Origin of the sequence: Enterobacter sp. 01-M-02-SI-ECC (assembly GCF_047530595.1) — a bacterium.
GTDB lineage: Bacteria > Pseudomonadota > Gammaproteobacteria > Enterobacterales > Enterobacteriaceae > Enterobacter > Enterobacter cloacae_M.
Window position 1 is genome coordinate 163725 of record NZ_JBLKCZ010000002.1, and the last position, 26823, is coordinate 190547.

Sequence of the window (26823 nt, forward strand, 5' to 3'; positions counted from 1 at the left end):
TACTTTACCCGCCTGGTTAGCGCAAGAAACAGCGACTCAACTGAGGGGTTTTTCAGCAAACTGGCGGGCATTTCTGCCCGCCGGAAGGATTACGCAAGCAGTACGCGGTCAATCGTCGTGCAGCCCAGCGCTTTAAGCGTCGCGGCGGTCGCATCCCACTGAATCAGCGGCGCATCGGCAATTTCTGCCAGAATAGCGCGCTGAATGTCCTGATAGTCATAACCGTTCAGGCTCAGCAGGTTAAGCGCGCCCTGCAGCGGTGGCAGGGTTGGGTTAAACGCGGCGTTTTCCGCGTAGCTGCCGCTAAAGATCCGGCCATCGCGGCACTGCAGCGCCACGCCGCTCGGGGACTTGCTGTACGGCGTGTGGCTTTTGTTCGCCGCGCGAATGGCAGCCTGGCTCAGGTCATCGCCGGACAGGGCGTAACCGTGGTCCTGCTCGTCCATCAGCAGCGTTTTGATCTCCAGATCTTTTGGGCCAAACGCGTCAGGTAGATAATCCCCCAGCGTGTGCGGCGCGCGGCCTGGCAGGTTGATGCGCAGCTGCAGCCCGCTGTTCAGCTCGTTCATAAACTGACGGCAGTGGCCGCAGGGGGTGTAGTTAACGGTAATGGCGCTCAGGGCTTTTTCACCGCGCAGCCAGGCGTGGCTGATGGCGCTCTGCTCGGCGTGAACCGTTTGCTGCATGGTCGCGCCCAGGAACTCCATATTGCCACCGAAGTACCAGGTTCCGCTGACGCCGCGCGCAATGGCCCCGACGTTAAAATGGGAGAGATCGGCCCGCGCGCAGGCGGCGGCCAAAGGAAGCAGTGCGAAAGCCAGCGCGTCTTCGTCCAGTCCCGTTGCCTGTTTCAGCATCGTGACCTGCTCCGCGTTCAGCAGGGCGGGGAAGTGTGCATCTGCCAGAACGGGAGCCAGGGCTGACTGCAAATTCTCTGCAAGCTGGGCGAAAGCAGCTTGAAAACGTGGGTGCATGGCGTATGCCTCATAAAGGTTAATGGATCGGTAGTTTACGGAGCCGTCAGGGCTTTATATGTGATCCACTTCTCATTATGTATGCAACTTATGAAATCAAAATGAAATTTGCGCGACGCATCGCAAATTTTAGCCCATCACCGCCAGAATCAGCGGGAAAATGAACGGGGCCAGCAGGGAGGTGATAATCCCGCAGATCACCAGCGCCAGGGAGCTAAACGCCCCTTCCTGATAATCCAGCTCCGCACAGCGGGCGGTGCCCAGGGCGTGGGAGGCGGTCCCCATCGACAGCCCCCGTGCCGCTTTAGTATGAATACGCATCCCGTTCAGCAGGGTGTGACCAAACACCGCCCCGAGAATACCGACGAAAATGACGCACATCGCGCTGATGGCCGGGATCCCGCCGAGGCTGCCACCGACCGCCATCGCGATAGGCGTGGTTACCGATTTAGGCAGGATCGACGCCGCAATCTGCGGAGAGGCCCCCATCAACAGCGCTACCGACGTGCCGGTGATCATCGCCACCAGGCTGCCCACAAAACAGATGGTAATGATGGATTTCCAGCGGGCGCGGATCTGGTGGAGCTGTTCATATAAAGGAAAGGCGAGCGCCACAACGGCAGGCTGCAGCAGGTCGTTTAAAATTTTGCTGCCGGCAAAGTAGCGTTCGTAGGGAATGCCGGTGAGCAGCAGGAACGGAATAATCACCACCATTGCCACCAGCAGCGGGTTCAGCAATGGCATTTTAAAACGTGCGGCAAGCTTGCGCGCGGCGAAGAACACCGCCAGGGTTAACGGCAGCGACCACCAGATATTGGCCATCATTTTTTTGTTTTCTCCCCGACCACGTTACGTTCGCCATGCACCAGATGCGAACTCCAGCTCACAACCAGGAAAACCACCAGCGTACTGACCGCGCAGGAGACCACAATCGGGCCGAACTGGGCCTTGAGCAAATCAAAATACTGCATGACCCCGACGCCGATAGGCACGAAAAGCAGCGCCATATAGCGAATAAGGACGAAGCAGCCGGGATTGACCCATTTTGCGGGCAGGATTTGCAGCGCCAGCAAAACAAAGAGGATCATCATACCGATAATGCTGCCGGGAATGACGATCGGCAGCAGCGACGCGATGAAAATCCCGGCATACAGGCAGGCGTAAATCAGGACGAATGCGCGCAGATATTGCCAGATAATGTTCAATGATTTGCTCATGGTGATAGTCCTTGCTGAAACGCATTCATCATACAATTAAACTCAAAAATGTGCCACGGATCACATCATGAAATTTGAGCATACCAGACATTCCAGAATGGAAAGTCGCGCTTTCCACATACATACAGAGCAGATACTATAGCGCGTCTTTTTCCACAGGTACTGCTATGCGTGTTTTACTGGCCCCAATGGAAGGCGTGCTCGACTCCCTCGTGCGCGAGCTTCTGACCGAGGTGAACGATTACGATCTCTGCGTGACGGAATTTCTGCGCGTGGTCGATATGTTGTTGCCGGTAAAATCCTTCTTCCGCCTGTGCCCCGAGCTGCACAACCAGAGCCGGACCTCTTCCGGTACGCTGGTGCGTATTCAGCTGCTCGGCCAGTATCCCGAATGGCTGGCGGAGAACGCCGCCCGCGCGGTTGAGCTGGGCTCTTACGGGGTGGATCTCAACTGCGGCTGTCCGTCGAAGCTGGTTAACGGCAGCGGCGGCGGGGCGACCCTGTTGAAAGATCCTGAGCTGATTTACCGCGGCGCGAAGGCCATGCGTGAGGCCGTGCCTTCGCATTTGCCGGTGACGGTGAAGGTGCGCCTGGGGTGGGACAGCGACGCGCGGCAGTTTGAAATCGCCGATGCGGTGCAGCAGGCCGGGGCCACCGAGCTGGTGGTGCATGGCCGCACCAAAGAAGATGGCTACAAGGCCGAGCGCATTAACTGGCAGGCGATCGGCGAGATCCGCAAGCGCCTCTCCATTCCGGTGATCGCCAACGGTGAAATCTGGGACTACGCGAGCGCGCAGGCCTGTCTGCAGGCCACCGGCTGCGATGCGGTGATGATCGGTCGCGGCGCCCTGAATGTGCCGAACCTCAGCCGGGTGGTGAAATATAACGAGCCGCGAATGCCGTGGGCAGACGTCGTTACGCTGCTGCAAAAATACAGCCGACTGGAAAAGCAGGGCGATACCGGTTTGTATCACGTCGCGCGAATTAAACAGTGGCTGAGTTATTTACGCAAAGAGTACGATGAAGCGCTGGGATTATTTCAGGAGATTCGGACATTACAGACTTCGTCTGATATTGCCCGGGTGATTCAGTCAAAATAATAAGCGTTAAATTGCTCACACTTTTTTAAAGCAGAAAACAGTTCTGGTTTTCAACGTGGCGCGACGGTGTTAAGGTGCCACTGTTTTCAACGCAGGATTGTTACTGGCTAACAGGCAAAACCTAAGCGTTTCACAGCATTTTCGCTGTGGAGCGCTTAGGTTTTTTTTTGCCTCTCGTTTACTCAGGAGAGAAATTTGGCTTAGCGCTTTTTACTGATTTTAAAAAATGAAATATCGACAGGAAATAGAAAAATTTCCTGCGGCCGGTTACGCACAAAATACTCAATCACAGGTTGTTATCATGGCATATAAAAATAAACTCTATGCGCTCGCCTTATTGACGATATCCCCGCTGTCGGTGGCGCAGGACTGGAATGGAACGGTATTAGGTTTTGAGGCTCCTCCGGAGCCTGTTCTGGGCGATATGCTCGGCATACGTAAAATCCTCAACGATAACGGTTTTACCTGGAATCTCGGATATCTGAATGAAATTGGCTGGAACGGAGGCGGTGGCTATAACCACGACTCCCACGTGGCCTATATTGACCAGTTTGCGCTGACCTTCAACCAGGATCTTGAGCGCTGGACCGGTATCCCGGACGCGCGTATCGAAGGGAACATCGTCAACCGTAACCACAATGACGACCTCACCACCAAACGCGTGCAGGACCCGCGCGTTAACTTTAACGATCTGACCCAGGAGAGCTGGGGCGGACAGTCCATTACCCGCCTGGGCTGGCTGACCTTTGCCCGCAGCTTTGACGACCGGCGTCTGACCTGGCGCATCGGGATGATGAACAAGGTGCAAACCTTCGATCAAATCATCCCCTGTGATTTCCAGCTGCTTTCGCAGTGCGGCGGCAAGTCAGCCAACTCGCTGACGTGGAACAACTGGAACGTTCACACCTGGGGCACCACGCTTGCGTATAAATTAACGCCGACGCTGACCTTAAAAGGTGGCGTGATGGAGCAAAATCCCGAGGCCTCCAGCCGCAGCCACGCCTGGAGCTGGTCGACGAAGGGCAGCAAAGGGGTTTTACTGCCGGTTGAAATCGAAGCGCGCCCGCTGATTAACGGCCTGCCGGGCGCGTACAACCTGGGCGTGGTGTTTACCAACGCGCCGCAAACCGATCTCTATCGCGGCAAATCCGGCGGTGCGGGCGCGACGGACCCGAACGGCTTTGATACCCACAGCCGGACCTGGTTCATGTACGCCGGGCTGAACCAGCAGCTTACGCAGCATCAGGATGATCCGAATCGCGGGTTGAGCACCTCTTTCAGCATGAGCCTTGCGGATCAGAGTACCAACTACATGCACCAGGTTTACGCCGCCTCGCTGCGCTACCGCGGGATGTTTGACGCGCGACCGGAAGACTGGATTGGCTTTGGCTTGACCTGGATTGATATGAGCAGCCAGTACGCCCGCAACCAGCGCTATATGAACAGCCTGAGCGGCGTGTCGGACTATAACGATCCGGCGTATCACCCGGTGCCGGGCCACTCCCTGAACGGTGAGTTTTATTATCGCTTCCGTCCGGTGTCGTGGCTGGAGCTGCAGCCGGGCATTCAGTACTGGCACCATCCCGGCGGCGTATCCCGGACGCAGGATGCCTGGGTGACGGAGCTGAAAACTGTCGTGACGTTCTAGCAATGTCGATCCGCGTCACGTTTCTGACGCGTGATGCATTGAGGCTATGAATGAAACTGATAGAGTGCCAGAACTGGATTGTTACTGCTTAGGCAGGCAAAACCTGATTTTCTGGCATCTGCCGGAGGTCAGGTTTTTTTGTTTCTGGGGTTCAGATGAAAATCGCCAAGATACTCAATAATAACGTGGTGGTTGTTCAGGATGAGCGCGGGCGCGAACAGGTGGTGATGGGTCGTGGGCTGGCCTTTCAGAAGCGCGTCGGTGAAGCGCTGGATACCGCGTTGGTTGAAAAGGTGTTTGCGTTACAAAGCGATGAACTGGTGCGTCGACTCGGGGAGTTGCTGAGTCAAATTCCGCTGGAGGTAATGACCACCTGCGACCGCATCATCGCGCTGGCGGCGCAGCGGCTGGGCAAGCTGCAGGAGAGTTTGTATATCACCCTCACCGACCACTGCTACTTTGCGATTGAGCGGCAGAAGAACGGGCTGGCCATCAAAAACGTGCTGCTGTGGGATATTAAACGGCTGTATCCGAAGGAGTTCGAATTAGGGCAGGAGGCGCGGGCCATTATCGCCAGACGCCTGAACGTCGAGCTGGAGGAGGATGAGGCCGGGTTTATCGCGCTGCATCTGGTCACCGCGCAGCTGAACAGCGAAATGCCGGAAGTGATGCACGTTACGCGGGTGATGCAGGAGATCCTGCAGCTGGTGAAGTATCAGCTGCAGCTTGAGTACGATGAAGACTCGCTCAGCTATCAGCGTTTCGTCACCCACCTGAAGTTTTTTGCCCAGCGGATGCTCACCCGCACCGTGGTGGAAGATGACGACGTCTCGCTGCATACGGCGGTAAAAGACAACTACGCGAAAGCGTGGAAATGCGCCGAGAAAATCGCCCAGCACCTGAACAAAAGCTATCAGCGTGAGCTGACGACCGAAGAAATTATGTTCCTCGCCATTCATATCGAGCGGGTGAGAAAAGAGGGGCGTTAAGCCTCAAAACAGGATTGTTACTGCATCACGCAGGCAAAACCTGAGCGCGGCTTTCGTAAGAAGGACGTTCTCGGGTTTTTTTATTTTTTGTACTCAGTCAACAGGTGCCTGCAGGCATCGGATGTAAGGAAATCGAGATGGAATACCAGGCTTTAGCGAAGGATATTCTCGGCCACGTTGGCGGAAAAGAGAACATCGTCAGTCTTGTACACTGCGCGACACGGCTTCGCTTCAAACTGAAAGAGAATCAACGGGCGGATGCGGAAGGGCTCAAGAAAAACCCGGGCGTGATCATGGTGGTGGAAAGCGGCGGCCAGTTTCAGGTGGTGATTGGCAACCACGTCCACGACGTCTGGCAGGCGGTGCGCAATGAGGCAGGCCTTACCGATGACGCGCCCGTCGTGGAAGAGAAGGGAGAAAAAGGGAATCTGCTGGGCCGCCTGATTGACATCGTCTCCGGGATCTTCACCCCGTTTATCGGCATTCTCGCGGCCTCCGGTATTCTGAAAGGACTGCTGGCGCTGGCAGTTGTCTGCGGCTGGCTCACCACCGAAAGCGGCACCTATAAAATCTGGTTCGCCGCCAGCGACGCGCTGTTCTTCTTCTTCCCGCTGGTGCTGGGCTATACCGCCGGGAAAAAATTCGGCGGCAACCCGTTTATTACCATGGTGATCGGCGGGGCGCTCACTCATCCGATGATGATTGCGGCGTTTAACGCCAGCCAGCAGCCGGGCGCGGTATCGGACGCCTTTTTGGGCATTCCTGTCACCTGGTTTAACTACAGCTCGTCGGTGATCCCGATTATTCTCGCCTCGTGGGTGAGCTGCTGGCTGGAAAAACAGAGCACCAGGCTGCTGCCGTCCTCGATGAAAAACTTCTTCGCGCCGCTGATCTGTCTGGGCGTGACCGTGCCGCTGACTTTCCTCGTTATCGGGCCGCTGGCGACCTGGCTGAGCCAGATGCTGGCGAACGGCTATCAGAGTATTTACGTTCTGGCACCGTGGCTGGCGGGCGCGGCGATGGGCGCGCTGTGGCAGGTCTGCGTTATTTTTGGCCTGCACTGGGGGCTGGTGCCGCTGATGATTAACAACCTGGCGGTGCTGGGGCATGACTCCATGCTGCCGATGCTGTTGCCCGCGGTGTTTGGTCAGGTGGGGGCGGCGCTGGGGATCTTCCTGCGTACCCGCGATGCCCGTCAGAAAATGCTGGCGGGTTCATCGGTGACGGCAGGGATATTTGGTATTACCGAGCCGGCCGTTTATGGGGTAAACCTGCCGCTGCGCCGCCCGTTTATCTTTGGCTGCGTGGCGGGAGCTATCGGCGGCGCGATTGTCGGCTTCAGCGATACCCACGTTTACTCCTTCGGCTTCGCCAATATCTTTACCATCGCCCAGATGATTCCGCCGGGCGGGGTAAACGCCACGCTGTGGGGCGGCGTGATCGGCACCGCGGTAGCGCTGGTGCTGAGCTGCGGCCTGACGCTGGTGGCGGGCATGCCGGGACGCGCAGCGCCCGAGGCGGTTGTGCCAGCGGGTGAAAACGATGTGCTGGCACCGATGACCGGCACCGTTCTGGCACTCGACCAGGTGCCGGATACCACGTTTGCCAGCGGCCTGCTGGGCAGCGGTGCCGCGATTATTCCCTCCGATAACAAAGTGGTGGCCCCGTTTGCCGGCGTGGTGGCCTCGCTGTTTCAGACCAAACACGCCATCGGCCTGCTCAGCGACAGCGGTATTGAAGTGTTAATCCACGTGGGGATCGACACCGTGAAGCTCGACGGCAGGCCGTTTACCGCCCACGTGAAGGTGGGCGACAGGGTGCAGCCCGGCGATCTGCTGCTGGAGTTTGACCGACAGGCGATTATCGATGCCGGATACGACCTGGCGACCCCGATCATTATCAGTAACAGCGATGAGTATCGTGACGTGGTGACCGTGGCGGCAACGTCCGTCAGTGCCGGTGCGCCGTTACTCAGCGTAAGCCATCAATAACAGGAGAACGTGATGAAAACTTTCCCGGACGATTTTTTATGGGGCGGCGCGGTTGCCGCGAATCAGGTAGAAGGCGCGTATCTGGAGGAGGGGAAAGGGCTGTCCACCTCAGACGTTCAGCCGCAGGGTGTCTTCGGCCCGGTGGTTCAGCGCGTGGCGGGCGACAGCGGCATCAAGGACGTCGCCATCGACTTCTATCACCGCTACCCGGAAGACATCAAACTGTTCGCTGAGATGGGCTTTAGCTGCCTGCGCGTCTCCATTGCCTGGACCCGTATTTTTCCGAACGGCGACGAGCAGCAGCCTAACGAAGCGGGGCTGGCGTTTTACGACCGGCTGTTTGACGAGCTGGCCGCGCACAACATTACCCCGCTGGTGACGCTCTCGCATTACGAAATGCCGTGGGGGCTGGTGAAGCAGTACGGCGGGTGGGGCAGCCGCCAGACCATTGGGTTCTTCGAGCGCTACGCCCGCACCGTGTTTGCGCGCTACAAGGAGAAGGTGAAGCTCTGGCTGACCTTCAACGAGATCAATATGTCTCTTCACGCGCCGATGACCGGCGTGGGCCTGCCGGAAACCAGCAGCAAAGGGGAGGTGTACCAGGCGATCCACCACCAGCTGGTGGCCAGCGCGCTGGCCGTGAAGGCCTGCCACGAGATTATCCCGGATGCCAGAATCGGCAACATGCTGCTGGGCGGCCTGATGTACCCGCTGACCTGCAAACCGGAAGATGTTCTGGAGACGCTGCAGGAAAACCGCGCGTGGCAATTCTTTGGCGACGTGCAGTGCCGTGGCGCCTATCCGGGGTATATGCAGCGCTTCTTCCGCGACAACGGTATTCAGCTTGAGGTAACGGATGCCGACCGCGAGGCGCTGAAATCGACCGTCGATTTTATCTCCTTCAGCTACTACATGACGGGCTGCGTCACCGCGGATGAGGCCCTCAACCAGCAGGCGCGCGGCAACATCCTGAGCATGGTGCCTAACCCGCATCTGGCAAGTTCCGAATGGGGCTGGCAGATTGACCCCATCGGCCTGCGTACCCTGTTAAACGTGCTCTGGGATCGCTATCAGAAGCCGTTGTTTATCGTGGAAAATGGCCTGGGGGCGAAGGATAAACCGGATGCGAACGGCGTGGTGCAGGATGACTATCGCATCAGCTACCTTAACGACCACCTGGTGCAGGTGCGTGAAGCGATTGACGACGGCGTTGAGGTGATGGGCTATACCAGCTGGGGGCCAATCGACCTGGTGAGCGCGTCTAAAGCTGAACTCTCTAAGCGCTACGGCTTTATTTACGTCGATCGCGATGACAGCGGAAAGGGCACGCTGGCGCGCAGCCGTAAGAAAAGTTTCTACTGGTATAAAGAGGTTATTGCTACGAAAGGGGCTTCGCTGAAAGTTTGATATCAGGAACCTTGCCCGGCGCAGAGCCGGGCAAATAGATCAGAAAATCATCTTGAATACGCCGGTGACCACTAAGAGCCCTATCAGAAATATAATTAAAATAACCCACAGTAATATTTTCATTCCTTTCTCCCGCTCATGGATGTCCTGAATAAGTGTAGCAGCGTATTTATATTTGGCGTGAATGCATTGGATTTAATCATTCTCTTTGGGAATAAATTTCCGGGTATTAAAATGTATGACAATTTGCGGATTGCCACGCGTTACTAAAAAAATGAACGATATCGAGCGTAACGTGCGCCTTTATTTTTTGAGTTTATGGCGTAATGAAACGTTCTCTTATTTTATCTCTGAGTGCTCCCTTCGCTTTTATTCTGGCAGCCTGTGCGCCTGAACATGCCACGGTATCTCCCCTTAAAACGCAAACCGCGGCGGCGTCGGTGAATACGGTTCTGAATCATCAGGACTGGCCGAAAAATGAGTGGTGGAAAGCGTATAACGATCACCAGCTTAACGGGCTGATTGCGAAAGCGTTGAGCGATGCACCGGATATGCAGATTGCCCGTCAGCGCATTACGCTTGCCGAAGCCCAGGCCAAAGCCGCGATGGCCGCTGACGGTCCGCAGATTGATTTTTCCGCCGATGCGGAACGCCAGAAAATGTCCGCCGAAGGGCTGATGGGGCCTTTTGCCTTTACCGACCCGGCTGCAGGCACCACCGGGCCGTGGTACACCAACGGCACCTTTGGCCTGACCGCTGGCTGGGAACTCGATCTGTGGGGAAAAAATCGCGCCCGGGTCGAGGCCCGGATTGGCAAAGTGAATGCGCAAAAAGCGGAGCTGGAGCAAACCCGCCAGCTGCTGGCCAGCAGCGTGGCGCGGCTCTACTGGGAGTGGCAAACTCAGGCCGCCACGGGGGAGGTACTCGCGCAGATCAAACATGAGCAGGACAACATCATTGGTGCCGATCGCGAACTGTATCAGCATGGGATCACCTCCTCCGTGGAGGGGGTGGAAACTGATATCAACGCCAACAAAACCGAAGAGCAGCTGGCAGAAGTCAACGGGAAGATGAAAGCCGTCGAGGCGCGTCTGGTCGCGCTGACGAATTCTTCCTCCGTAACGCTTACGCGGCATGCGCTGCCGACGGTCGACGCCGCGCTACCGTCGACGCTCGGTTATGAACTGCTGGCACGCCGCCCGGATCTTCAGGAGGCACACTGGTATATCGAAGCCTCTATGAGCGAGGTGGAGGCCGCGAGAGCGGCTTTCTATCCTGACGTGAACCTGATGGCGTTCCTACAGCAGGATGCCCTCCATCTGAGCGATCTGTTTCGCGCTTCAGCGCAGCAGATGGGCGTGACCGCCGGGCTGACGCTGCCGATCTTCGACAGCGGCAGGCTGAACGCCAGTCTGGATATCGCCCAGGCGCAAAATAATCTCTCGGTGGCAAACTACAACAAAGCGGTGGTCGAAGCGGTCAATCAGGTGGCGCGCACGGCCAGCGAAGTCGAAACGCTGACGGCGAAGAACCGCCATCAGCAGCAGGTTGAAAAAGATGCGGCGCGGGTTGTGGCGCTGGCGCAGGCGCGTTTCAGCGCGGGGATCGTTGCGGGCTCGCGGGTCAGTGAAGCCAGGATCCCGGCCCTCAGGGAAGACCTCGCCGGATTGATGCTGAAAGGCCAGTATGTCGACGCCACGCTGCAGCTCACCTCGGCGCTGGGCGGCGGTTATCATCATGGCTAAAAATGGTCATTATCTATACTTACCTCTTTGCAGTTTTTCAGGAGGTGAGTATGACCAGAGTAGCGATAGTGACCGCATCGGATTCCGGGATTGGTAAAACCACGGCGCTGATGCTCGCAGAGCGCGGGTTTGATATTGGCGTCACCTGGCACTCGGATGAAAAAGGAGCGCTGGAAACCTGCCGCGAAGTTGAAGCGCAGGGGCAGCGCGCAGAGGCTATCCATCTTGATTTAAGCACGCTGCCGGAAGGCGCAGAGGGTATTGAAACGCTGATTGCGCGTTTTGGTCGGCTGGACGTGCTGGTCAACAATGCGGGTGCGATGACCAAAGCGCCGTTCCTTGAGATGCCGTTTGACGACTGGCGGAACATTTTCACCGTCGACGTGGACGGCGCGTTTCTCTGTTCACAAATTGCCGCCCGCCAGATGGTGAAGCAAGGGGAAGGGGGGCGGATTGTGAACATTACCTCGGTGCATGAGCACACGCCGCTGCCAGAGGCGAGCGCCTACACGGCGGCAAAACACGCGCTCGGCGGGTTAACCAAATCCATGGCGATGGAACTGGTTAAGCACAACATTCTGGTGAACGCCGTCGCGCCGGGCGCCATTGCCACACCGATGAACGACATGGACGACAGCGAAGTGAAGGAGGGTTCAATGCCGGAAATCCCGCTGGCGCGGCCGGGCCACACCAAAGAGATAGCCAGCCTGGTGGCATGGCTGTGCGACAGCGACGCCAGCTACACGACGGGGCAATCGTTTATTGTTGACGGGGGCTTTATGCTGGCGAACCCGCAGTTTAAGCAGGAGGGGTAGTTTTCCCCTCTCCCTGTGGGAGAGGGTGAGGGCATCAGGCCGCACCCGGCTACTCCTCATTCCGCGTCTTTTCCCGATGCTTCAGCCACAGCCTGACCCCAATCACCGCCACCACCACCAGAATCAGCCACGCCCAGTGCTTCAGATGCTGGTCGAGATTATGCAGCCACGGGCCAATCACTTCGCCCCCTACGTAGCCGAGCGTCGTAAAGATCATCGCCCAGGCAATCGCACCAAGAACATTGAGCGGCAGGAAAATTTTTGGCGGCAGATGGCTGGCGCCAATCAGTATCGGCCCGATAATGCGAAAGCCATACATAAAGCGCGTGCCGATGACGAACAGATAGGGATGACGTTGAATGAGCCGTTGAGCGCGACGGATTTTCTTCTGATGCTTTGCGAAACGCTTAAGCAGCGTGGGCCCGAAGCGCAGCCCGAGAAAGTAGAGCAGCTGATCGCCAATCATTCCACCGAGCGCGACCGCTGCGACGACCAGCGGGAATTTCAGCAATCCCTGATGCGCGGCGACGCCGCCTAACAGCGTGATGGTTTCACCTTCTGCCACGCTACCGACGACCAGCGCGGCATATCCATATTGTTCAATGAGTGCGTTAATATCCATTACGTAAATGTAATCTCCCTCTGCTTACCTCGTTTAATCATATACCCCATGAATCAACAGCGGGGAAATCAACGGAAATTTCCCACTGTACAGAAAATAATCTAAAGCCTGCATTATACTTAAGGTATCGCTGACGGGCCGACAACAAGGGGGCGCTATGAACCATGTCTGGGGACTTTTCTCCCATCCCGATCGTGAGATGCATGTCATTAAAAGTGAGAACGAAACGGTCTCGCATCATTACACGCACCACGTGCTGCTGATGGCTGCGGTGCCGGTAATATGCGCCTTTATCGGAACAACACAAATCGGCTGGAACTTCGGTGACGGCACCGTTGTTCAGCTTTCCTGGTTTACCGGGCTCTATCTGGCCATCGTTTTTTATGGCCTGATGCTGGCGGGTGTGGCGGTAATGGGGCGTGTCATTCACTGGATGGCGCGTAACTACCCGCAACGTCCATCGCTGGCGCACTGTATGGTCTTTGCCGGATATGTCGCGACCCCGCTGTTCTTAAGCGGTATTGTTGCGCTCTATCCACTGGTCTGGCTGTGCGCGCTGATCGGTACTATTGCCCTCTTTTACACCGGGTATCTGCTGTATCTGGGGGTTCCAACCTTCCTGAATATCAATAAAGAAGAAGGCCTGAGTTTTTCCAGTTCAACACTCGCTATTGGGGTGCTGGTACTGGAGGCGCTACTGGCGCTGACGGTTATTCTTTGGGGTTACGGATACCGTCTCTTCTGAGTTCACTGCATTGCTGGCGTAAATGCCAGCAATGCAGCATCTGTTCACGATTATCCGCTGGCGACAACGCCCGGTGACCGCTATGATGCCGAAGCCAGCCTGTGTTTATCCGTTGATACAGGCGGTGTACGTCATGACGTGCGTGAATAATTATCAGAAGTCTCACCATGCTGAAATTCCGAGTCTCTTTACTTAGCCTGGCGCTGCTGCTGGGCGCGTCCGCTGCCGTGCCGGCCGTCGCTAAAACGCCTGCGGTGACCGCCGCTGCCGCTCAGCCGCAAATTGCGTCCGGCAGCGCGATGATTGTCGATCTCAACACCAATAAGGTGATCTACGCCAGCCATCCGGACCTGGTGCGCCCGATCGCCTCGATTACCAAATTAATGACCGCGATGGTGGTGCTTGATGCACATCTGCCGCTGGACGAAAAATTGAAAGTGGATATCAGCCATACGCCGGAGATGAAGGGGATCTACTCTCGCGTGCGTCTGAACAGTGAAATCAGCCGTAAAAATATGCTGCTGCTGGCGCTGATGTCGTCTGAAAACCGTGCGGCGGCGAGCCTGGCGCACCACTATCCGGGCGGCTACGACGCCTTTATCCGCGCGATGAACGCAAAAGCCAAAGCGCTGGGAATGACCAATACGCATTATGTTGAACCGACGGGACTGTCGATCAACAACGTCTCCACGGCCCGCGATCTGACGAAACTGTTGATTGCCAGCAAACAGTATCCGCTGATTGGTCAGCTCAGCACCACCCGTGAAGAGATGGCGACCTTTGCGAACCCGGCCTATACGCTGCCGTTCCGCAACACTAACCATCTGGTATACCGCGATAACTGGAATATTCAGTTAACCAAAACCGGCTTTACCAACGCGGCAGGACACTGCCTGGTGATGCGCACCGTGTTTAACGGTAAACCGGTGGCGCTGGTGGTGATGGATGCCTTCGGCAAATATACCCACTTCGCGGACGCGAGCCGCCTGCGTACCTGGATTGAAACCGGGAAAGTGCAGCCCGTTCCGGCCGCAGCATTGACGTATAAAAAGCAGAAAGCGGAACAGATGGCGACGGCGCAGAACGATTGAGTCGTCCGTCAACGCCGGGTGGCGGCTTCGCCTTACCCGGCCTACGAGATAACGAAAAACGGTAACTTATGTTACCGTTTTTTGTTTTCTCCCTCTCCCTGTGGGAGAGGGTCGGGGTGAGGGCACCAGACTGCACGGTCTTTATTCCGGGAGCGTCCAGTCCCCATCGTTGAGCGAGCGCTGCATAATCACCGTATCCCGCCAGTCACCTTTCTTATAGCCTACGCTGCGCAGCTGACCGACAATCACGAAGCCATGCTTTTTATGCAGCCGCAGCGAGCCGGAATTATTGTTGCCATCTCCCACAACGGCAATCATCTGCCGCCACGGGCCTTGCTCGCAGCGGGCGATTAGCGCATCCATTAATGCCGAACCAAAACCGCGCCCGGTGATGCTGGCATCCACGTAAATCGACTCTTCCAGGGTATAGCGGTAGGCGTGTCGCGGGCGGTAAGGCGTGGCGTAGCAGTAGCCCACCACGATGCCGCGATACAGCGCGATAAGCCACGGCAAACCGCTCTCAGCCACGCTTTTCATACGCTGACGCATTTCGTCGATGGTAGGGGGGACTTCTTCAAATGACGCGCGCCCGTGCAGCACATGCCAGGCATAGATGGCGGTGATGGCATGCACATCATCGGGAAGGGCATCGCGCACTTCCAGTTCGGTCTCGGATAAAACATCAATAGCCGACATGATGTGCCTGCTCCTCGTTATAGAAAACCGGAGAAACGTTCCTCCGGCGTCAGACGGTTACTCTATTACGATTAAGGCACGCTAAACAATCTCTCAAATTTGGCTGTAGGAATTAATCAGACGCTTGCGTTACGCGCTGCTCCGCATCTGCCTCTTCTTTCCAGTATTTCTTCCGCGTTGTTTTACCAATGCCGGGGTTCATGCTGTTTGTAGGGTCATTCTCGCGATAAAACTGCTTAAGTGCGTCAGGGGCTTTATAAAGATGCCCGACGTTATGTTCCGCAGGATATTGTGCGCCGCGTTCACGCAGCAGGGCGAGCATCTGCTCCTTCAGTTCGTGCGCATCGACCCCTTTTTTGACGATGTAATCCTGATGGAAGACATAACACATAAAGTGGCCGTAATAGAGCTTATGCACCAGCTTGCTGTCGATTTCCGGCGGGAGGTGCTCAAACCACTCGGTGTCGTTACGTCGCAGGGCGATATCCAGCGCCAGAATATCTTCCACCTCTTCGGAATGCACCGCCTGATAACGGATGGCGGCGCCTGCGGCGGCAAAACGGTGCAGGAACGCTTTGCTGCCCTCTTCAGGCGTACAGGCAAAGAAATCCCCTTCGGCGGTTTTGAAGAATTCGGTCAGCCAGGACTGCGCTTCGGCAATTCCGTCCCCGGCCATTTTCAGCAGCAGGTGATGCTCGTACTTATCGCGCCAGGTTTTCATTCGCTCCGGCAGATGCGCCGGGAAAACGTTGCCCAGCTTCTGCATAAAGCGGTCGGTGAAGTGGGGTTTGAACAGCGACACTTTCTCCAGCATCGCGTCGGTGCGGCCCTTCATGGTGAAGAAGAACGGCATTTTGTCGGTGCCGAGCTTGTCGATCATCAGGAACGTATCTTTGCCGTAACGCTCGGCGATGTCGTAAATGTCCCGGTGCATGTACTCGCCTGCCACCGGCAGATGGGTAAATTCGCCCAGAATATGACGACGAATTTCGGTCAGAACCTCAGGCTGATTGGTACCGATGTAGAACACCTGCTGCTTTTTCTCCGCCGGGAAGGTATCCAGACGCACGGCAAACACGGCCAGCTTCCCGGCGCAGCCGGAGGATTCAAACAGGCGGTCCGGGTCGGCGTTGTAGCGCGCCGGCGTATCGGCGTCGATATCCCGCACGCGGGTCACGTAGTCGTGATCGTGCGCGTGGCGGCCGTCGTGCTGCACGTCTTCGTCCTTCACGCGATCGTCGTCAAGCTTGCTGAGAATCTGCTCTGGCGTCACGCCGAGATCGATTCCCAGATGGTTCACCAGCGTCAGCTTGCCGTTTTCGTCAATACGGGCAAACAGCGACATCTCGGTGTAGGCCGGGCCGCGCTGCACCAGCGAGCCGCCGGAGTTGTTGCAAATCCCGCCAACCACTGAGGCGCCAATACAGGAGGAGCCAATCACCGAGTGCGGCTCACGGCCCAGCGGCTTAAGCGCTTTTTCCAGGGAGTAGAGCGTCGTGCCGGGGAATGCGAGCACCTGCTCGCCTTTATCCAGCAGGTGCAGCTTGTCAAGGCGCAGGGTGCTGATAATCACGATGTCGCGATCGTAATCGTTGCCGTTTGGCGTGGAGCCTTCGGTCAGGCCGGTATTGGCGGCCTGCATTAAAATAATCTTGTCGCCGGCGACGCAGGCGCTCAGCACGCGCCACAGCTCCAGCAGCGTGCCGGGGAAGACCACCGCCAGCGCCTCACCCTGACCGGAGCGGAAACCTTTGCGGTAGCGGGCGGTTTTGGCCGGGTCGGTAAGCAGGTGAGAGGAGCCAACCAGGCGCGACAGTTCGTTAATAAAAGCCGTGTTATCGTTTCTTCGAACAGAAGTCATCTTCCACTCCTTGTGGTGGGGCAAATTTCTCGCTGTAAAGCATAGCGCGATTAACTGTTAAGCGGTCGAGTATTCACGAGAAAAATCAGAGAATAACCCTGCAACGTTTCGAGGGTTTGTGGCACACTGCGCTTTTCGCACGGTATGGCCGAGATCGTCCGGCGGTTATTGATGAGAGAGTAAAACGACATGAAATGGCTATGTTCTGTAGGTGTCGCCGTCAGCCTGGCGCTGCAACTTGCGCTGGCAGAGGATTTGTTTGGTAATCACCCGCTCACGCCTGAAGCACGGGACGCGTTTGTCACGGAATTGCTCAAGAAAATGACGGTTGATGAGAAAATCGGCCAGCTGCGTCTTATCAGCGTCGGTCCGGATAACCCGAAAGAGGCCATCCGCGAGATGATCAAAGACGGGCAGGTAGGGGCCATCTTTAATACCGTCACCCGCCAGGATATCCGCAAGATGCAGGATCAGGTGATGGATCTCAGCCGCCTGAAAATTCCTCTGTTCTTTGCCTATGACGTGGTGCACGGCCAGCGTACCGTTTTCCCGATTAGCCTCGGTTTAGCTTCTTCCTTTAACCTCGACGCGGTGAAAACCGTTGGGCGCGTGTCGGCTTATGAAGCGGCGGACGACGGCCTGAACATGACCTGGGCGCCAATGGTGGACGTTTCGCGCGATCCGCGCTGGGGCCGCGGCTCGGAAGGCTTTGGTGAAGATACATATTTAACCTCCACGATGGGTAAAACCATGGTGGAAGCGATGCAGGGCAAAAGCCCGGCGGAACGCTACTCGGTGATGACCAGCGTCAAACACTTCGCGGCCTATGGCGCGGTTGAAGGCGGCAAAGAGTACAACACCGTCGACATGAGCCCGCAGCGCCTGTTCAACGACTACATGCCGCCGTACAAGGCGGGGCTGGATGCGGGCAGCGGCGCGGTGATGGTCGCGCTGAACTCGCTGAACGGCACGCCTGCGACCTCTGACTCCTGGCTGCTGAAAGACGTGCTGCGCGACCAGTGGGGCTTTAAGGGCATCACCGTTTCTGACCACGGCGCGATTAAAGAGCTGATTAAACACGGTACCGCCTCCGATCCGGAAGACGCGGTGCGCGTGGCGCTCAAGTCCGGCATCAACATGAGCATGAGCGACGAGTACTACAGCAAATACCTGCCGGGGCTGGTGAAGAGCGGCAAGGTAACGATGGCGGAGCTGGACGATGCCGCGCGCCACGTGCTGAACGTGAAATACGACATGGGGCTGTTTAACGATCCGTACAGCCATCTGGGGCCGAAGGATTCTGACCCGGCAGATACCAACGCCGAAAGCCGTCTGCACCGCAAAGAAGCGCGTGACGTGGCGCGCGAAAGCCTGGTGCTGCTGAAAAACCGCCTCGACACGCTGCCGCTGAAAAAATCCGGCACCATTGCCGTAGTGGGCCCGCTGGCCGACAGCAAGCGCGACGTGATGGGCAGCTGGTCTGCTGCGGGCGTGGCTGACCAGTCCGTGACCGTGCTGACCGGTATCAAGAGTGCCGTCGGTGAAAACGCCAAAGTGGTCTACGCCAAAGGGGCGAACGTCACCAACGATAAAGACATCGTGACCTTCCTCAACCAGTATGAGGAAGCGGTGAAGGTCGATCCGCGCACGCCGAAGGAGATGATTGACGAGGCGGTGAACGCCGCGAAGCAGTCTGACGTCGTTGTTGCGGTCGTGGGCGAAGCGCAGGGTATGGCGCACGAAGCCTCCAGCCGTACCGATATCACCATTCCACAGAGCCAGCGCGATCTGATTGCCGCCCTGAAAGCCACCGGCAAGCCGCTGGTGCTGGTGCTGATGAACGGTCGTCCGCTGGCGCTGGTGAAGGAAGACCAGCAGGCTGACGCCATTCTGGAAACCTGGTTTGCCGGTACCGAAGGCGGTAACGCCATCGCCGACGTGCTGTTTGGTGATTACAACCCGTCGGGCAAGCTGCCGATGTCCTTCCCGCGCTCCGTCGGGCAGATCCCGGTCTACTACAGCCACCTGAACACCGGTCGCCCGTATAACGCCGATAAGCCGAACAAGTACACGTCCCGTTACTTCGACGAAGCTAACGGCCCGCTGTATCCGTTTGGTTACGGCCTGAGCTACACCACCTTCAAGGTTTCTGACGTGAAAATGTCGGCACCGACCCTGAAGCGTGACGGCAAAGTTACCGCCAGCGTTGAGGTGACCAACACCGGCAAGCGCGAAGGGGCAACGGTGATTCAGATGTACGTTCAGGATGTCACCGCCTCGATGAGCCGTCCTGTTAAACAGCTGCGCGGCTTCGAGAAGGTCAATCTGAAGCCTGGCGAAACCCAAACCATCAGCTTCCCGATTGACGTGGACGCGCTGAAGTTCTGGAACCAGCAGATGAAATACGATGCGGAGCCAGGCAAGTTTAACGTCTTTATCGGGGTGGATTCCGCCCGCGTGAATAAAGGCGAGTTCGAGCTGCTGTAACTTTCCCTCCTTTGCATCCCCCGACTTCCGGGGGATGCGTCTTACGTTATGCTAAAAAGGCATTTTGCCGGGTAAATCCGCTGTTTTAAGCTACGCTTTTCTCTCAAGCCTCTGAAAAAGGCGATAAAAAAATGAGGATAGCGGAATGACGATTGCAAAGGGGATGTTGGGATCTGCGGTGCTGCTGGCGGCGCTGAGTCTGCCGTTACAGGCGGCGGAGCCGGTAAAAGTGGGCTCAAAGATCGATACCGAAGGCGCGCTGCTCGGCAATATTATTTTGCAGGTGCTGGAAAGCCACGGCGTAAAAACCGTCAATAAAGTTCAGCTGGGCACCACGCCCGTCGTGCGCGGGGCGATTACCTCCGGCGAGCTGGATATCTATCCGGAATACACCGGCAACGGGGCATTCTTCTTCAAAGATGAAAACGATCCGGCATGGAAAAACGCCAAAGCCGGGTATGAGAAAGTCAAAAAACTCGACGCGGAACAGAACAAGCTGGTCTGGCTGACGCCGGCCCCGGCCAACAACACCTGGACTATCGCCGTTCGCAAGGACGTGGCGGAGAAAGGTAAGCTGACGTCTCTGGCGGATCTCAGCCGCTATCTGAAAGAGAAGGGCGACTTTAAGCTGGCTGCGTCCGCGGAGTTTATCGAGCGTCCTGACGCGCTCCCGGCGTTCGAAAAAGCCTACGACTTCAAGCTCGACCAGGCGCAGCTGCTCTCGCTGGCGGGCGGGGATACGGCGGTAACCATCAAGGCGGCGGCGCAGCAAACTTCTGGCGTTAACGCGGCAATGGCCTACGGCACAGACGGCCCGGTGGCGGCGCTCGGCCTGCAAACCCTGACCGATCCAAAAGGCGTACAGCCGATTTACGCTCCGACCCCGGTCGTACGTGAGTCGGTGCTGAAAGCCTATCCGGAGATTGCCGACTGGCTCAAACCGGTCTTCGAAAAACTGGATGAAAAAACGCTGCAACAGCTGAATGCCAGCATTGCCGTCGAGGGGCTGGATGCCAAAAAAGTGGCCGCCGACTTCCTGAAACAACAAGGGCTTGTGAAGTAACGGGAAAGGGCTGTGCCAATAAAATGTCATAACCGCGTACTGCTGCTGTTGGCCTGCGTGGCCATCGCCGCGGTCGCGCTGCCGTTTGTGAATGTCGCACCTAACCGCCTGATGTCAGGGGAAGGGCGCTATCTCTGGGAAGTGTGGGCGTTCACGCCGTGGTGGCTGGCCGCGGCGCTGGGCGCGTGGGTTGCGCTATCGCTCTGGCAAGGGCGCACGGCGCAGTGGCTGACGCTGCTCCTTGCTGAAGGGCTATTTATCCTCCTCTTCTGGGGAGCCGGGCAGGCGGCGACGCATATGGCGTCGGGGGAAAGCCCGCTGGCGAGAACCACGGTGGGCAGCGGCCTCTGGCTGTGGCTGGCGCTGTGTCTGCTGGCCAGCAGCGATGCCATTCGTCGACTCATCTCCAGCGCCGTCTGGCGCTGGGTGCTCAACGCGCAGATATGGTGTATTCCCTTGTTCCTGCTGTTCAGCGGTGAGCTGAACAATCTCTCGTTGCTGAAAGAGTACGCCAACCGTCAGGAGGTGTTTGATGATGCCCTGGCGCAACACCTGACGATCCTTTTTGGCACGCTGATCCCGGCTCTGCTGATCGGGATACCGCTCGGCATGTGGTGCTATCGTCATCCTTCACGCCAGGGTGGGGTCTTTGCCGTGCTCAACGTGATCCAGACCATACCTTCCGTCGCGCTGTTTGGCCTGCTGATTGCCCCGCTGGCGGGGCTGGTGAAGTCATTTCCGGTGCTGGGAACGCTTGGCATAGCCGGAACGGGGTTAACGCCCGCGCTTATCGCGCTGGTGCTGTATGCGCTGCTGCCGCTGGTGCGCGGCGTGGTCGCGGGCCTGAGCCAGGTCGCGCCGGATGTGCTTGAAAGCGCCCATGCGATGGGGATGAGCGCGCGGCAGTGTTTCTGGAAAATTCAGCTCCCCCTGGCGCTGCCCCTGCTGCTGCGCAGCCTGCGGGTGGTGGCGGTACAAACCGTCGGCATGGCGGTGATTGCGGCGCTGATTGGTGCGGGCGGCTTTGGCGCGCTGGTGTTCCAGGGGCTGCTCAGCAGTGCCCTCGATCTTGTGTTGCTGGGCGTGGTGCCCACGATTGCGCTGGCGGTTGTCGTCGACGCGCTGTTTGCCTTATGGCTCGCGCTGCTCAGGAGAAGAGCCAATGATTGAATTTCATGATGTCAGTAAAACCTTTGCCGGTCGCCCGGCGGCGAGCCATCTGAACCTGAACTTTGCCGAGGGGGCGTTTTCCGTGCTGATTGGCACCTCGGGCTCGGGAAAATCCACCACCCTGAAGATGATCAACCGCCTGGTTGAGCATGACAGCGGGGTGATCCGCTTTGCCGGAGAAGAGATCCGCAGCCTGCCGGTGCTGGAGCTGCGTCGCCGGATGGGCTATGCCATTCAGTCTATCGGCCTGTTTCCCCACTGGACGGTGGCGCAGAACATCGCCACCGTGCTGCAGCTGGAGAAATGGTCGCGGACAAAAATCGCTGACCGGGTGGATGAACTCATGGCGCTCCTGGGCCTGGAGCCCGCGCTGCGCGATCGCTATCCGCACCAGCTTTCCGGAGGCCAGCAGCAGCGCGTGGGCGTGGCGCGCGCGCTGGCGGCTAACCCGCAGGTGCTGCTGATGGATGAACCCTTCGGCGCGCTGGATCCGGTCACACGGGGCGCGCTGCAGGCGGAGATGACCCGCATTCACCGCATTCTCGGGCGCACGATCGTTCTCGTGACGCACGATATTGATGAAGCCCTGCGCCTGGCCGACCATCTGGTGCTGATGGATCATGGCGAAGTGGTGCAGCAGGGCTCGCCGCTTAAGCTATTAACATGGCCGAAGAACGACTTTGTGCGCGAGTTTTTTGGCCGCAGCGAGCTGGGCGTGAGGCTGCTCTCCCTGCGGACGGTCAGCGACTATATGCGTCGGGAGGAGGTGCCGGTCAGCGGCGAACCGCTGCAGGCGCAGATGAGCCTGCGGGATGCCCTCTCGGCGTTTGTCGCGCGCCAGTGCGAGGTATTGCCCGTCTCGGACTCGCGCGGTACGCCATGCGGAACCTTACATTTTCGCGATCTGCTAGCCGGGGAGGTGACGCGTGAATGCACTGCGTGATCCGCTCCTCTGGCTGGTAGCGCTCTTTGTCGCCTTGCTGTTTCTGATGCCCCACAGCGCGGCGCTGTTTAACAGCCTTTTTCCCGGGCTGCCGCGGCCGGTGTATCAGCAGGAGAGCTTTATTAATCTCGCCCTGGCGCATCTCTGGCTGGTTGCGCTCTCAAGCGCTGTCGCGATCGTGCTGGGCGTGGGGGCGGGCATCGCGATCACGCGGCCTGCGGGTCGGGAGTTTCGCCCGCTGGTGGAGACGATTGCGGCCATTGGTCAGACGTTTCCCCCGGTGGCGGTGCTGGCGATAGCGGTTCCGGTGATGGGCTTTGGTCAGCAGCCGGCGATCATTGCGCTGATTCTATACGGCGTATTGCCGGTGCTGCAGGGCACGCTAGCGGGCCTCGCGGCGGTACCGGCGTCAGTGCTGAGCGTGGCAGAAGGGATGGGGATGAGTCGCGGCCAGCGGCTGCGCAAGGTTGAACTGCCGCTTGCGGCGCCGGTTATTATTGCCGGGATCCGCACGTCGGTCATCATTAACATCGGGACGGCGACCATTGCGTCGACGGTCGGTGCCAATACGCTGGGGACGCCGATCATTATCGGCTTAAGCGGGTTTAATACGGCTTATATTGTGCAGGGGGCGGTGCTGGTCGCGCTGGCGGCCATCGTCGTCGATCGCCTTTTTGAGCGGCTGACGCTGTACCTCAGCCGACACCGCCGCGAACAATAAACGAGTACCCTGCCAGCATCACGCCGCCGATACCGCTCACGGCCATCAGGACAAAAAGGGTAATAATGGCCAGTTTGGTTGCCTTCATCATGTGCTCCTGTTGTTAACGGAACAATTATACGGTGAAGCGCAGCTGTTAATGAACCATTAAATGCCGTTATGGCTCATCCGGCCCAAGGGAATAAACCGGGTAACCATTTTCTCTCCATTCCATCAGAAGCTGCTGCTGCGTGGCGGACGGCACTTCGCCACACCAGACCAGCAGGGTCTGGCCGTCGAAAAACTCAGGCTTAAGCTGAGCCAGCGAGTGCGCCAGAACATCCACGCGCCAGCCCTTCTGGGTAGCAATCCACGCTTCCAGCCACAGGCGGGTGGTATCGTGCACGTTCCAGCCGACTACCAGCGCATCTTTTCCGGCTTTGTTCTTCGCCGAGGCAAGGCAGACGGCAATATAGTTGATCAGCACCCCGTCGAGCATGCTGAGCAGCGCCTGCAGGGTAGACTGCTGGCACTGCAGGCGTCGACGGAGCGGAATGAAAAGATGGGAGATCAGCGTCTGCGCCGGATAATCGCGACCCTGCTCTTTTATCCATCCGCGCAGGCGCTGCAGGTTGCCTGCCTGCAGGAGCCGCAGCAGGGTTTCCTGCTGTTCGCGCCAGAGGTGCTGCGTGTCCGGGTCGTCGTGGCTCAGCAGAGACTTCACTTTGCCGACCTGCACCCCGTTGTCGATCCAGCTCTTAATCTCGCGGATGCGGTCAATATCGGCCTCATTAAAAAGGCGATGCCCGCCGTCGGTCCTTTGCGGTTTGAGCAATCCATACCGTCGCTGCCACGCCCGTAGGGTAACGGGATTGATATCACAAAGGAGTGCCACTTCACCTATCGTGTAAAACGCCATATTCGCCCCCTGGCTTACGCGTTCCCAGCTTAACTGTAGACCCACTTTTGCGAACCAGGAAGGACTGATTGATTTTTGAACAAACAATGCGAAGCATGCACGATATTCAGGAAAAGGTGTGATAACGGACACGATTTTGTGTTTTTTTGGAATGCTTCAAAGAAAGTAACCCCGCATCAGTGTATGTTACGCGTTTTTAGCGTGTGCGGTTTTGAGTATGTACGAGTTTAATCTGGTGCTGCTGTTGCTTCAGCAGATGTGCGTGTTTCTTGTCATTGCCTGGCTGATGAGCAAAACGCGCCTGTTTATCCCGCTGATGCAGGTCACCGTTCGTCTGCCGCATAAGTTGCTCTGCTACGTCACCTTCTCTATTTTCTGCATCATGGGGACTTATTTTGGTCTCCATATCGAAGACTCTATTGCCAACACGCGCGCGATTGGCGCGGTGATGGGGGGGCTGCTGGGCGGTCCCGTCGTCGGTGGCCTTGTCGGTTTAACCGGGGGGCTGCATCGCTATTCCATGGGCGGGATGACGGCCCTGAGCTGCATGATCTCCACGATCGTGGAAGGGCTGCTCGGCGGCCTGGTGCACAGCTATATGATTAAGCGCGGCCGTCCGGATAAAGTCTTCAGCCCGCTCACCGCAGGTGCCATTACCTTTGTGGCCGAAATGGCGCAGATGGCGATCATTCTGCTCATTGCGCGTCCGTTTGAAGATGCGCTGCACCTGGTCAACAGCATTGCCGCCCCGATGATGGTGACTAACACCGTGGGTGCGGCGCTGTTTATGCGCATTCTGCTCGACAAGCGCGCTATGTTTGAGAAGTACACCTCGGCGTTTTCCGCCACGGCGCTGAAGGTCGCCGCCTCGACCGAAGGGATCCTGCGCCAGGGGTTTAACGAAGAAAACAGCATGAAGGTCGCGCAGGTGCTCTACAAGGAGCTGGATATCGGCGCGGTGGCCATAACCGACCGCGAGCGGCTGCTGGCCTTTACCGGCACAGGGGACGATCACCATCTGCCGGGTAAACCGATCTCCTCAGCCTATACGCTGCGCGCCATCGAAACCGGTGAGGTGGTGTATGCCGACGGTAACGAAGTGCCTTACCGCTGTTCGCTGCATCCGCAGTGCAAGCTGGGTTCCACGCTGGTAATTCCGCTGCGCGGGGAAAATCAGCGGGTGATGGGGACTATCAAGCTGTATGAGGCAAAAAACCGTCTGTTCAGCTCCATCAACCGCACGCTGGGGGAGGGGATAGCCCAGCTGCTGTCCGCGCAAATCCTCGCCGGGCAGTATGAACGGCAGAAAGCCCTGCTGACGCAGTCCGAAATTAAGCTGCTGCATGCTCAGGTCAACCCGCATTTCCTGTTTAATGCCCTCAACACGCTCAAAGCGGTGATCCGCCGCGACAGCGATCAGGCCGCGCAGCTGGTGCAGTTTCTGTCGACCTTTTTCCGTAAGAACCTGAAACGGCCGTCCGAGATCGTGACCCTCGCCGATGAGATTGAGCACGTGAATGCCTATCTGCAGATCGAGCAGGCGCGTTTCCAGTCGCGCCTGCAGGTGTCGCTCTCCGTTCCGGACGAGCTGGCGTATCAGCATCTCCCGGCCTTTACCCTGCAGCCTATTGTCGAAAACGCCATTAAACACGGCACGTCACAGCTTCTGGGAACGGGGGAGATAACCATTGCCGCCAGCCGTTTCAACCACCATCTGGTGCTGGATATTGAAGATAATGCCGGGCTTTATCAGCCTTCCGCCTCCGGCGGTTTGGGGATGAGCCTGGTGGATAAACGCCTGCGCGCCCATTTTGGCGACGACTGTGGGATTAGCGTCGCCTGTGAGCCAGACCGATTTACCCGTATTACCGTACGACTGCCGCTGGAGGAAAACGCATGTTAAGAGTGCTGATCGTGGATGACGAGCCGCTGGCACGAGAAAACCTGCGCGTTCTGCTGCAGGAGCAGCCGGATATTGAGATTGTGGGTGAGTGCGCGAACGCCATTGAGGCCATCGGCGCGGTGCACAAGCTGCGCCCGGACGTGTTGTTCCTCGATATTCAGATGCCCCGCATCAGCGGGCTGGAGATGGTCGGCATGCTCGACCCGGCGCATCGCCCCTATATCGTGTTTCTGACGGCGTTCGACGAATATGCCGTTAAGGCCTTTGAGGAGCACGCGTTTGACTATTTACTCAAGCCGATTGAAGAGAAGCGTCTGGAAAAAACGCTCACCCGTTTACGCCAGGAGCGAACCGTCCAGGACGTCACGCTGCTGCCGGAAAATCAGCAGCCGCTGAAGTTTATCCCCTGCACCGGGCACAGCCGGATTTATCTTCTGCAGATGGATGATGTGGCGTTTGTCAGCAGCCGCCTGAGCGGGGTGTTTGTCACCAGCGCGGAAGGGAATGAAGGATTTACCGAGCTGACCCTGCGCACGCTGGAGAGCCGCACGCCGCTGATCCGCTGCCATCGCCAGTATCTGGTGAACATGGCGCACCTGAAAGAGATTCGCCTGGAAGATAACGGCCAGGCCGAGCTGGTGCTGCGTGCCGGGCAAACGGTACCCGTTAGCCGTCGCTATCTCAAGAGTTTGAAAGAGGCGATTGGGCTGTAAAACTGGTACACTGCGCGCCATTGC

General features: G+C 57.7%; 23 protein-coding genes and 1 pseudogene. 16 read left to right on the forward strand and 8 right to left on the reverse strand.

Annotation, left to right across the window (positions count from 1 at the left end; translation table 11 throughout):
* Positions 1-89 precede the first annotated feature (89 nt).
* The 3 genes from cdd to ACMWLG_RS03945 all read right to left on the reverse strand — a co-directional run bounded on the left by cdd (position 90) and on the right by ACMWLG_RS03945 (position 2191).
* The gene (gene cdd / locus ACMWLG_RS03935) at positions 90-974 is read right to left on the reverse strand and encodes a cytidine deaminase (RefSeq protein WP_045402857.1); all 885 of its coding nucleotides are present in this window, start codon (positions 972-974) and stop codon (positions 90-92) included.
* Between the two features lie 129 nt (positions 975-1103).
* On the reverse strand, positions 1104-1799 hold the full coding sequence (locus ACMWLG_RS03940) for a CidB/LrgB family autolysis modulator (protein WP_029740398.1): 696 nt from the start codon (positions 1797-1799) through the stop codon (positions 1104-1106).
* Positions 1796-2191, reverse strand: coding sequence for a CidA/LrgA family protein (locus ACMWLG_RS03945; protein ID WP_045402863.1), 396 nt, complete (start codon positions 2189-2191; stop codon positions 1796-1798). Before ACMWLG_RS03945 ends, ACMWLG_RS03940 begins: the two co-directional genes overlap by 4 nt.
* 167 nt (positions 2192-2358) lie before the next feature.
* Here ACMWLG_RS03945 and dusC point away from each other — a divergent pair, with 167 nt between their 5' ends.
* The 7 genes and pseudogenes from dusC to ACMWLG_RS03980 all read left to right on the forward strand — a co-directional run bounded on the left by dusC (position 2359) and on the right by ACMWLG_RS03980 (position 11886).
* Positions 2359-3291: a tRNA dihydrouridine(16) synthase DusC gene (dusC, locus tag ACMWLG_RS03950; protein ID WP_045402866.1), complete on the forward strand. Its 933-nt coding sequence runs from the start codon at positions 2359-2361 to the stop codon at positions 3289-3291.
* 301 nt (positions 3292-3592) lie between these two features.
* Entirely contained in the window at positions 3593-4939 is a 1347-nt protein-coding gene (locus ACMWLG_RS03955) for a carbohydrate porin (RefSeq protein ID WP_045402869.1), read from the forward strand.
* Between the two features lie 155 nt (positions 4940-5094).
* On the forward strand, positions 5095-5928 hold the full coding sequence (licT, locus tag ACMWLG_RS03960) for a BglG family transcription antiterminator LicT (RefSeq protein ID WP_045402873.1): 834 nt from the start codon (positions 5095-5097) through the stop codon (positions 5926-5928).
* Between the two features lie 24 nt (positions 5929-5952).
* Positions 5953-7919 (forward strand): annotated as a pseudogene (bglF, locus tag ACMWLG_RS03965) (PTS beta-glucoside transporter subunit IIABC).
* A gap of 12 nt (positions 7920-7931) precedes the next feature.
* Positions 7932-9326, forward strand: coding sequence for a glycoside hydrolase family 1 protein (locus tag ACMWLG_RS03970; RefSeq protein ID WP_045402880.1), 1395 nt, complete (start codon positions 7932-7934; stop codon positions 9324-9326).
* Between the two features lie 326 nt (positions 9327-9652).
* Positions 9653-11071, forward strand: a complete 1419-nt coding sequence (gene mdtQ / locus ACMWLG_RS03975; protein ID WP_045619292.1) for a multidrug resistance outer membrane protein MdtQ — start codon at positions 9653-9655, stop codon at positions 11069-11071.
* A gap of 50 nt (positions 11072-11121) precedes the next feature.
* The gene (locus ACMWLG_RS03980) at positions 11122-11886 is read left to right on the forward strand and encodes an SDR family oxidoreductase (RefSeq protein WP_072254611.1); all 765 of its coding nucleotides are present in this window, start codon (positions 11122-11124) and stop codon (positions 11884-11886) included.
* Positions 11887-11935: 49 nt separating this feature from the next.
* Here ACMWLG_RS03980 and ACMWLG_RS03985 read toward each other — a convergent pair whose 3' ends face one another.
* Positions 11936-12508 (reverse strand): DedA family protein, encoded by a 573-nt coding sequence (locus tag ACMWLG_RS03985; RefSeq protein ID WP_045402886.1) that lies wholly within the window; start codon positions 12506-12508, stop codon positions 11936-11938.
* Between the two features lie 157 nt (positions 12509-12665).
* On the opposite strand from ACMWLG_RS03985, the gene ACMWLG_RS03990 reads away from it, so the two are divergent.
* Positions 12666-13253, forward strand: a complete 588-nt coding sequence (locus ACMWLG_RS03990) for a Yip1 family protein (RefSeq protein WP_023312454.1) — start codon at positions 12666-12668, stop codon at positions 13251-13253.
* Between the two features lie 167 nt (positions 13254-13420).
* Positions 13421-14344 (forward strand): D-alanyl-D-alanine endopeptidase, encoded by a 924-nt coding sequence (pbpG, locus tag ACMWLG_RS03995; protein WP_023312453.1) that lies wholly within the window; start codon positions 13421-13423, stop codon positions 14342-14344.
* 141 nt (positions 14345-14485) lie between these two features.
* On the opposite strand, the gene ACMWLG_RS04000 is transcribed toward pbpG, so the two are convergent.
* Both ACMWLG_RS04000 and dld read right to left on the reverse strand, forming a co-directional pair.
* Positions 14486-15040 carry a GNAT family N-acetyltransferase gene (locus ACMWLG_RS04000; RefSeq protein WP_023312452.1) on the reverse strand — a complete coding sequence of 185 codons (555 nt, stop codon included), beginning with the start codon at positions 15038-15040 and terminating at the stop codon, positions 14486-14488.
* 112 nt (positions 15041-15152) lie between these two features.
* Positions 15153-16901: a D-lactate dehydrogenase gene (gene dld, locus ACMWLG_RS04005; protein WP_045402889.1), complete on the reverse strand. Its 1749-nt coding sequence runs from the start codon at positions 16899-16901 to the stop codon at positions 15153-15155.
* A 189-nt stretch (positions 16902-17090) separates the two neighbouring features.
* Between dld and bglX the strand changes: the two genes are divergently transcribed.
* The 5 genes from bglX (at position 17091) to ACMWLG_RS04030 (ending at position 23285) form a co-directional block, all read left to right on the forward strand.
* Positions 17091-19388, forward strand: coding sequence for a beta-glucosidase BglX (bglX, locus tag ACMWLG_RS04010; RefSeq protein WP_045619287.1), 2298 nt, complete (start codon positions 17091-17093; stop codon positions 19386-19388).
* A gap of 145 nt (positions 19389-19533) precedes the next feature.
* On the forward strand, positions 19534-20451 hold the full coding sequence (locus ACMWLG_RS04015) for an ABC transporter substrate-binding protein (RefSeq protein WP_023312449.1): 918 nt from the start codon (positions 19534-19536) through the stop codon (positions 20449-20451).
* A 12-nt stretch (positions 20452-20463) separates the two neighbouring features.
* Positions 20464-21621, forward strand: a complete 1158-nt coding sequence (locus ACMWLG_RS04020) for an ABC transporter permease (protein WP_045402895.1) — start codon at positions 20464-20466, stop codon at positions 21619-21621.
* Positions 21614-22564, forward strand: coding sequence for an ABC transporter ATP-binding protein (locus ACMWLG_RS04025; protein ID WP_045402898.1), 951 nt, complete (start codon positions 21614-21616; stop codon positions 22562-22564). Before ACMWLG_RS04020 ends, ACMWLG_RS04025 begins: the two co-directional genes overlap by 8 nt.
* Positions 22548-23285, forward strand: coding sequence for an ABC transporter permease (locus ACMWLG_RS04030; protein ID WP_045402901.1), 738 nt, complete (start codon positions 22548-22550; stop codon positions 23283-23285). The genes ACMWLG_RS04025 and ACMWLG_RS04030 overlap by 17 nt, the downstream gene beginning before the upstream one ends.
* Here ACMWLG_RS04030 and ACMWLG_RS04035 read toward each other — a convergent pair.
* Together ACMWLG_RS04035 and mlrA are read right to left on the reverse strand one after the other, a co-directional pair.
* Positions 23260-23373, reverse strand: coding sequence for a protein YohO (locus tag ACMWLG_RS04035; RefSeq protein ID WP_008500895.1), 114 nt, complete (start codon positions 23371-23373; stop codon positions 23260-23262). The two genes, ACMWLG_RS04030 and ACMWLG_RS04035, sit on opposite strands and share 26 nt — an antisense overlap.
* 69 nt (positions 23374-23442) lie before the next feature.
* Entirely contained in the window at positions 23443-24183 is a 741-nt protein-coding gene (gene mlrA, locus ACMWLG_RS04040; RefSeq protein ID WP_045402904.1) for an HTH-type transcriptional regulator MlrA, read from the reverse strand.
* Between the two features lie 217 nt (positions 24184-24400).
* Between mlrA and ACMWLG_RS04045 the strand changes: the two genes are divergently transcribed.
* The gene (locus ACMWLG_RS04045; RefSeq protein ID WP_045402907.1) at positions 24401-26086 is read left to right on the forward strand and encodes a sensor histidine kinase; all 1686 of its coding nucleotides are present in this window, start codon (positions 24401-24403) and stop codon (positions 26084-26086) included.
* The gene (gene btsR, locus ACMWLG_RS04050) at positions 26080-26799 is read left to right on the forward strand and encodes a two-component system response regulator BtsR (RefSeq protein WP_023312443.1); all 720 of its coding nucleotides are present in this window, start codon (positions 26080-26082) and stop codon (positions 26797-26799) included. Before ACMWLG_RS04045 ends, btsR begins: the two co-directional genes overlap by 7 nt.
* The last annotated feature ends 24 nt before the right edge of the window (positions 26800-26823 follow it).

Excerpts from the sequence above, each read along its gene's own strand:
- cdd (WP_045402857.1), bottom strand. The coding sequence starts at position 974 with ATGCACCCACGTTTTCAAGCTGCTTTCGCCCAGCTTGCAGAGAATTTG.
- ACMWLG_RS03945 (WP_045402863.1), bottom strand. The coding sequence starts at position 2,191 with ATGAGCAAATCATTGAACATTATCTGGCAATATCTGCGCGCATTCGTC.
- ACMWLG_RS04000 (WP_023312452.1), bottom strand. The coding sequence starts at position 15,040 with ATGTCGGCTATTGATGTTTTATCCGAGACCGAACTGGAAGTGCGCGAT.
- ACMWLG_RS04045 (WP_045402907.1), top strand. The coding sequence starts at position 24,401 with ATGTACGAGTTTAATCTGGTGCTGCTGTTGCTTCAGCAGATGTGCGTG.
- dld (WP_045402889.1), bottom strand. The coding sequence starts at position 16,901 with ATGACTTCTGTTCGAAGAAACGATAACACGGCTTTTATTAACGAACTG.
- pbpG (WP_023312453.1), top strand. The coding sequence starts at position 13,421 with ATGCTGAAATTCCGAGTCTCTTTACTTAGCCTGGCGCTGCTGCTGGGC.
- ACMWLG_RS03985 (WP_045402886.1), bottom strand. The coding sequence starts at position 12,508 with ATGGATATTAACGCACTCATTGAACAATATGGATATGCCGCGCTGGTC.
- licT (WP_045402873.1), top strand. The coding sequence starts at position 5,095 with ATGAAAATCGCCAAGATACTCAATAATAACGTGGTGGTTGTTCAGGAT.
- mdtQ (WP_045619292.1), top strand. The coding sequence starts at position 9,653 with ATGAAACGTTCTCTTATTTTATCTCTGAGTGCTCCCTTCGCTTTTATT.
- ACMWLG_RS04035 (WP_008500895.1), bottom strand. The coding sequence starts at position 23,373 with ATGAAGGCAACCAAACTGGCCATTATTACCCTTTTTGTCCTGATGGCC.
- btsR (WP_023312443.1), top strand. The coding sequence starts at position 26,080 with ATGTTAAGAGTGCTGATCGTGGATGACGAGCCGCTGGCACGAGAAAAC.
- mlrA (WP_045402904.1), bottom strand. The coding sequence starts at position 24,183 with ATGGCGTTTTACACGATAGGTGAAGTGGCACTCCTTTGTGATATCAAT.
- ACMWLG_RS04015 (WP_023312449.1), top strand. The coding sequence starts at position 19,534 with ATGACGATTGCAAAGGGGATGTTGGGATCTGCGGTGCTGCTGGCGGCG.
- ACMWLG_RS03980 (WP_072254611.1), top strand. The coding sequence starts at position 11,122 with ATGACCAGAGTAGCGATAGTGACCGCATCGGATTCCGGGATTGGTAAA.
- ACMWLG_RS03970 (WP_045402880.1), top strand. The coding sequence starts at position 7,932 with ATGAAAACTTTCCCGGACGATTTTTTATGGGGCGGCGCGGTTGCCGCG.
- dusC (WP_045402866.1), top strand. The coding sequence starts at position 2,359 with ATGCGTGTTTTACTGGCCCCAATGGAAGGCGTGCTCGACTCCCTCGTG.
- ACMWLG_RS03940 (WP_029740398.1), bottom strand. The coding sequence starts at position 1,799 with ATGATGGCCAATATCTGGTGGTCGCTGCCGTTAACCCTGGCGGTGTTC.
- ACMWLG_RS04025 (WP_045402898.1), top strand. The coding sequence starts at position 21,614 with ATGATTGAATTTCATGATGTCAGTAAAACCTTTGCCGGTCGCCCGGCG.
- ACMWLG_RS03955 (WP_045402869.1), top strand. The coding sequence starts at position 3,593 with ATGGCATATAAAAATAAACTCTATGCGCTCGCCTTATTGACGATATCC.
- bglX (WP_045619287.1), top strand. The coding sequence starts at position 17,091 with ATGAAATGGCTATGTTCTGTAGGTGTCGCCGTCAGCCTGGCGCTGCAA.
- ACMWLG_RS03990 (WP_023312454.1), top strand. The coding sequence starts at position 12,666 with ATGAACCATGTCTGGGGACTTTTCTCCCATCCCGATCGTGAGATGCAT.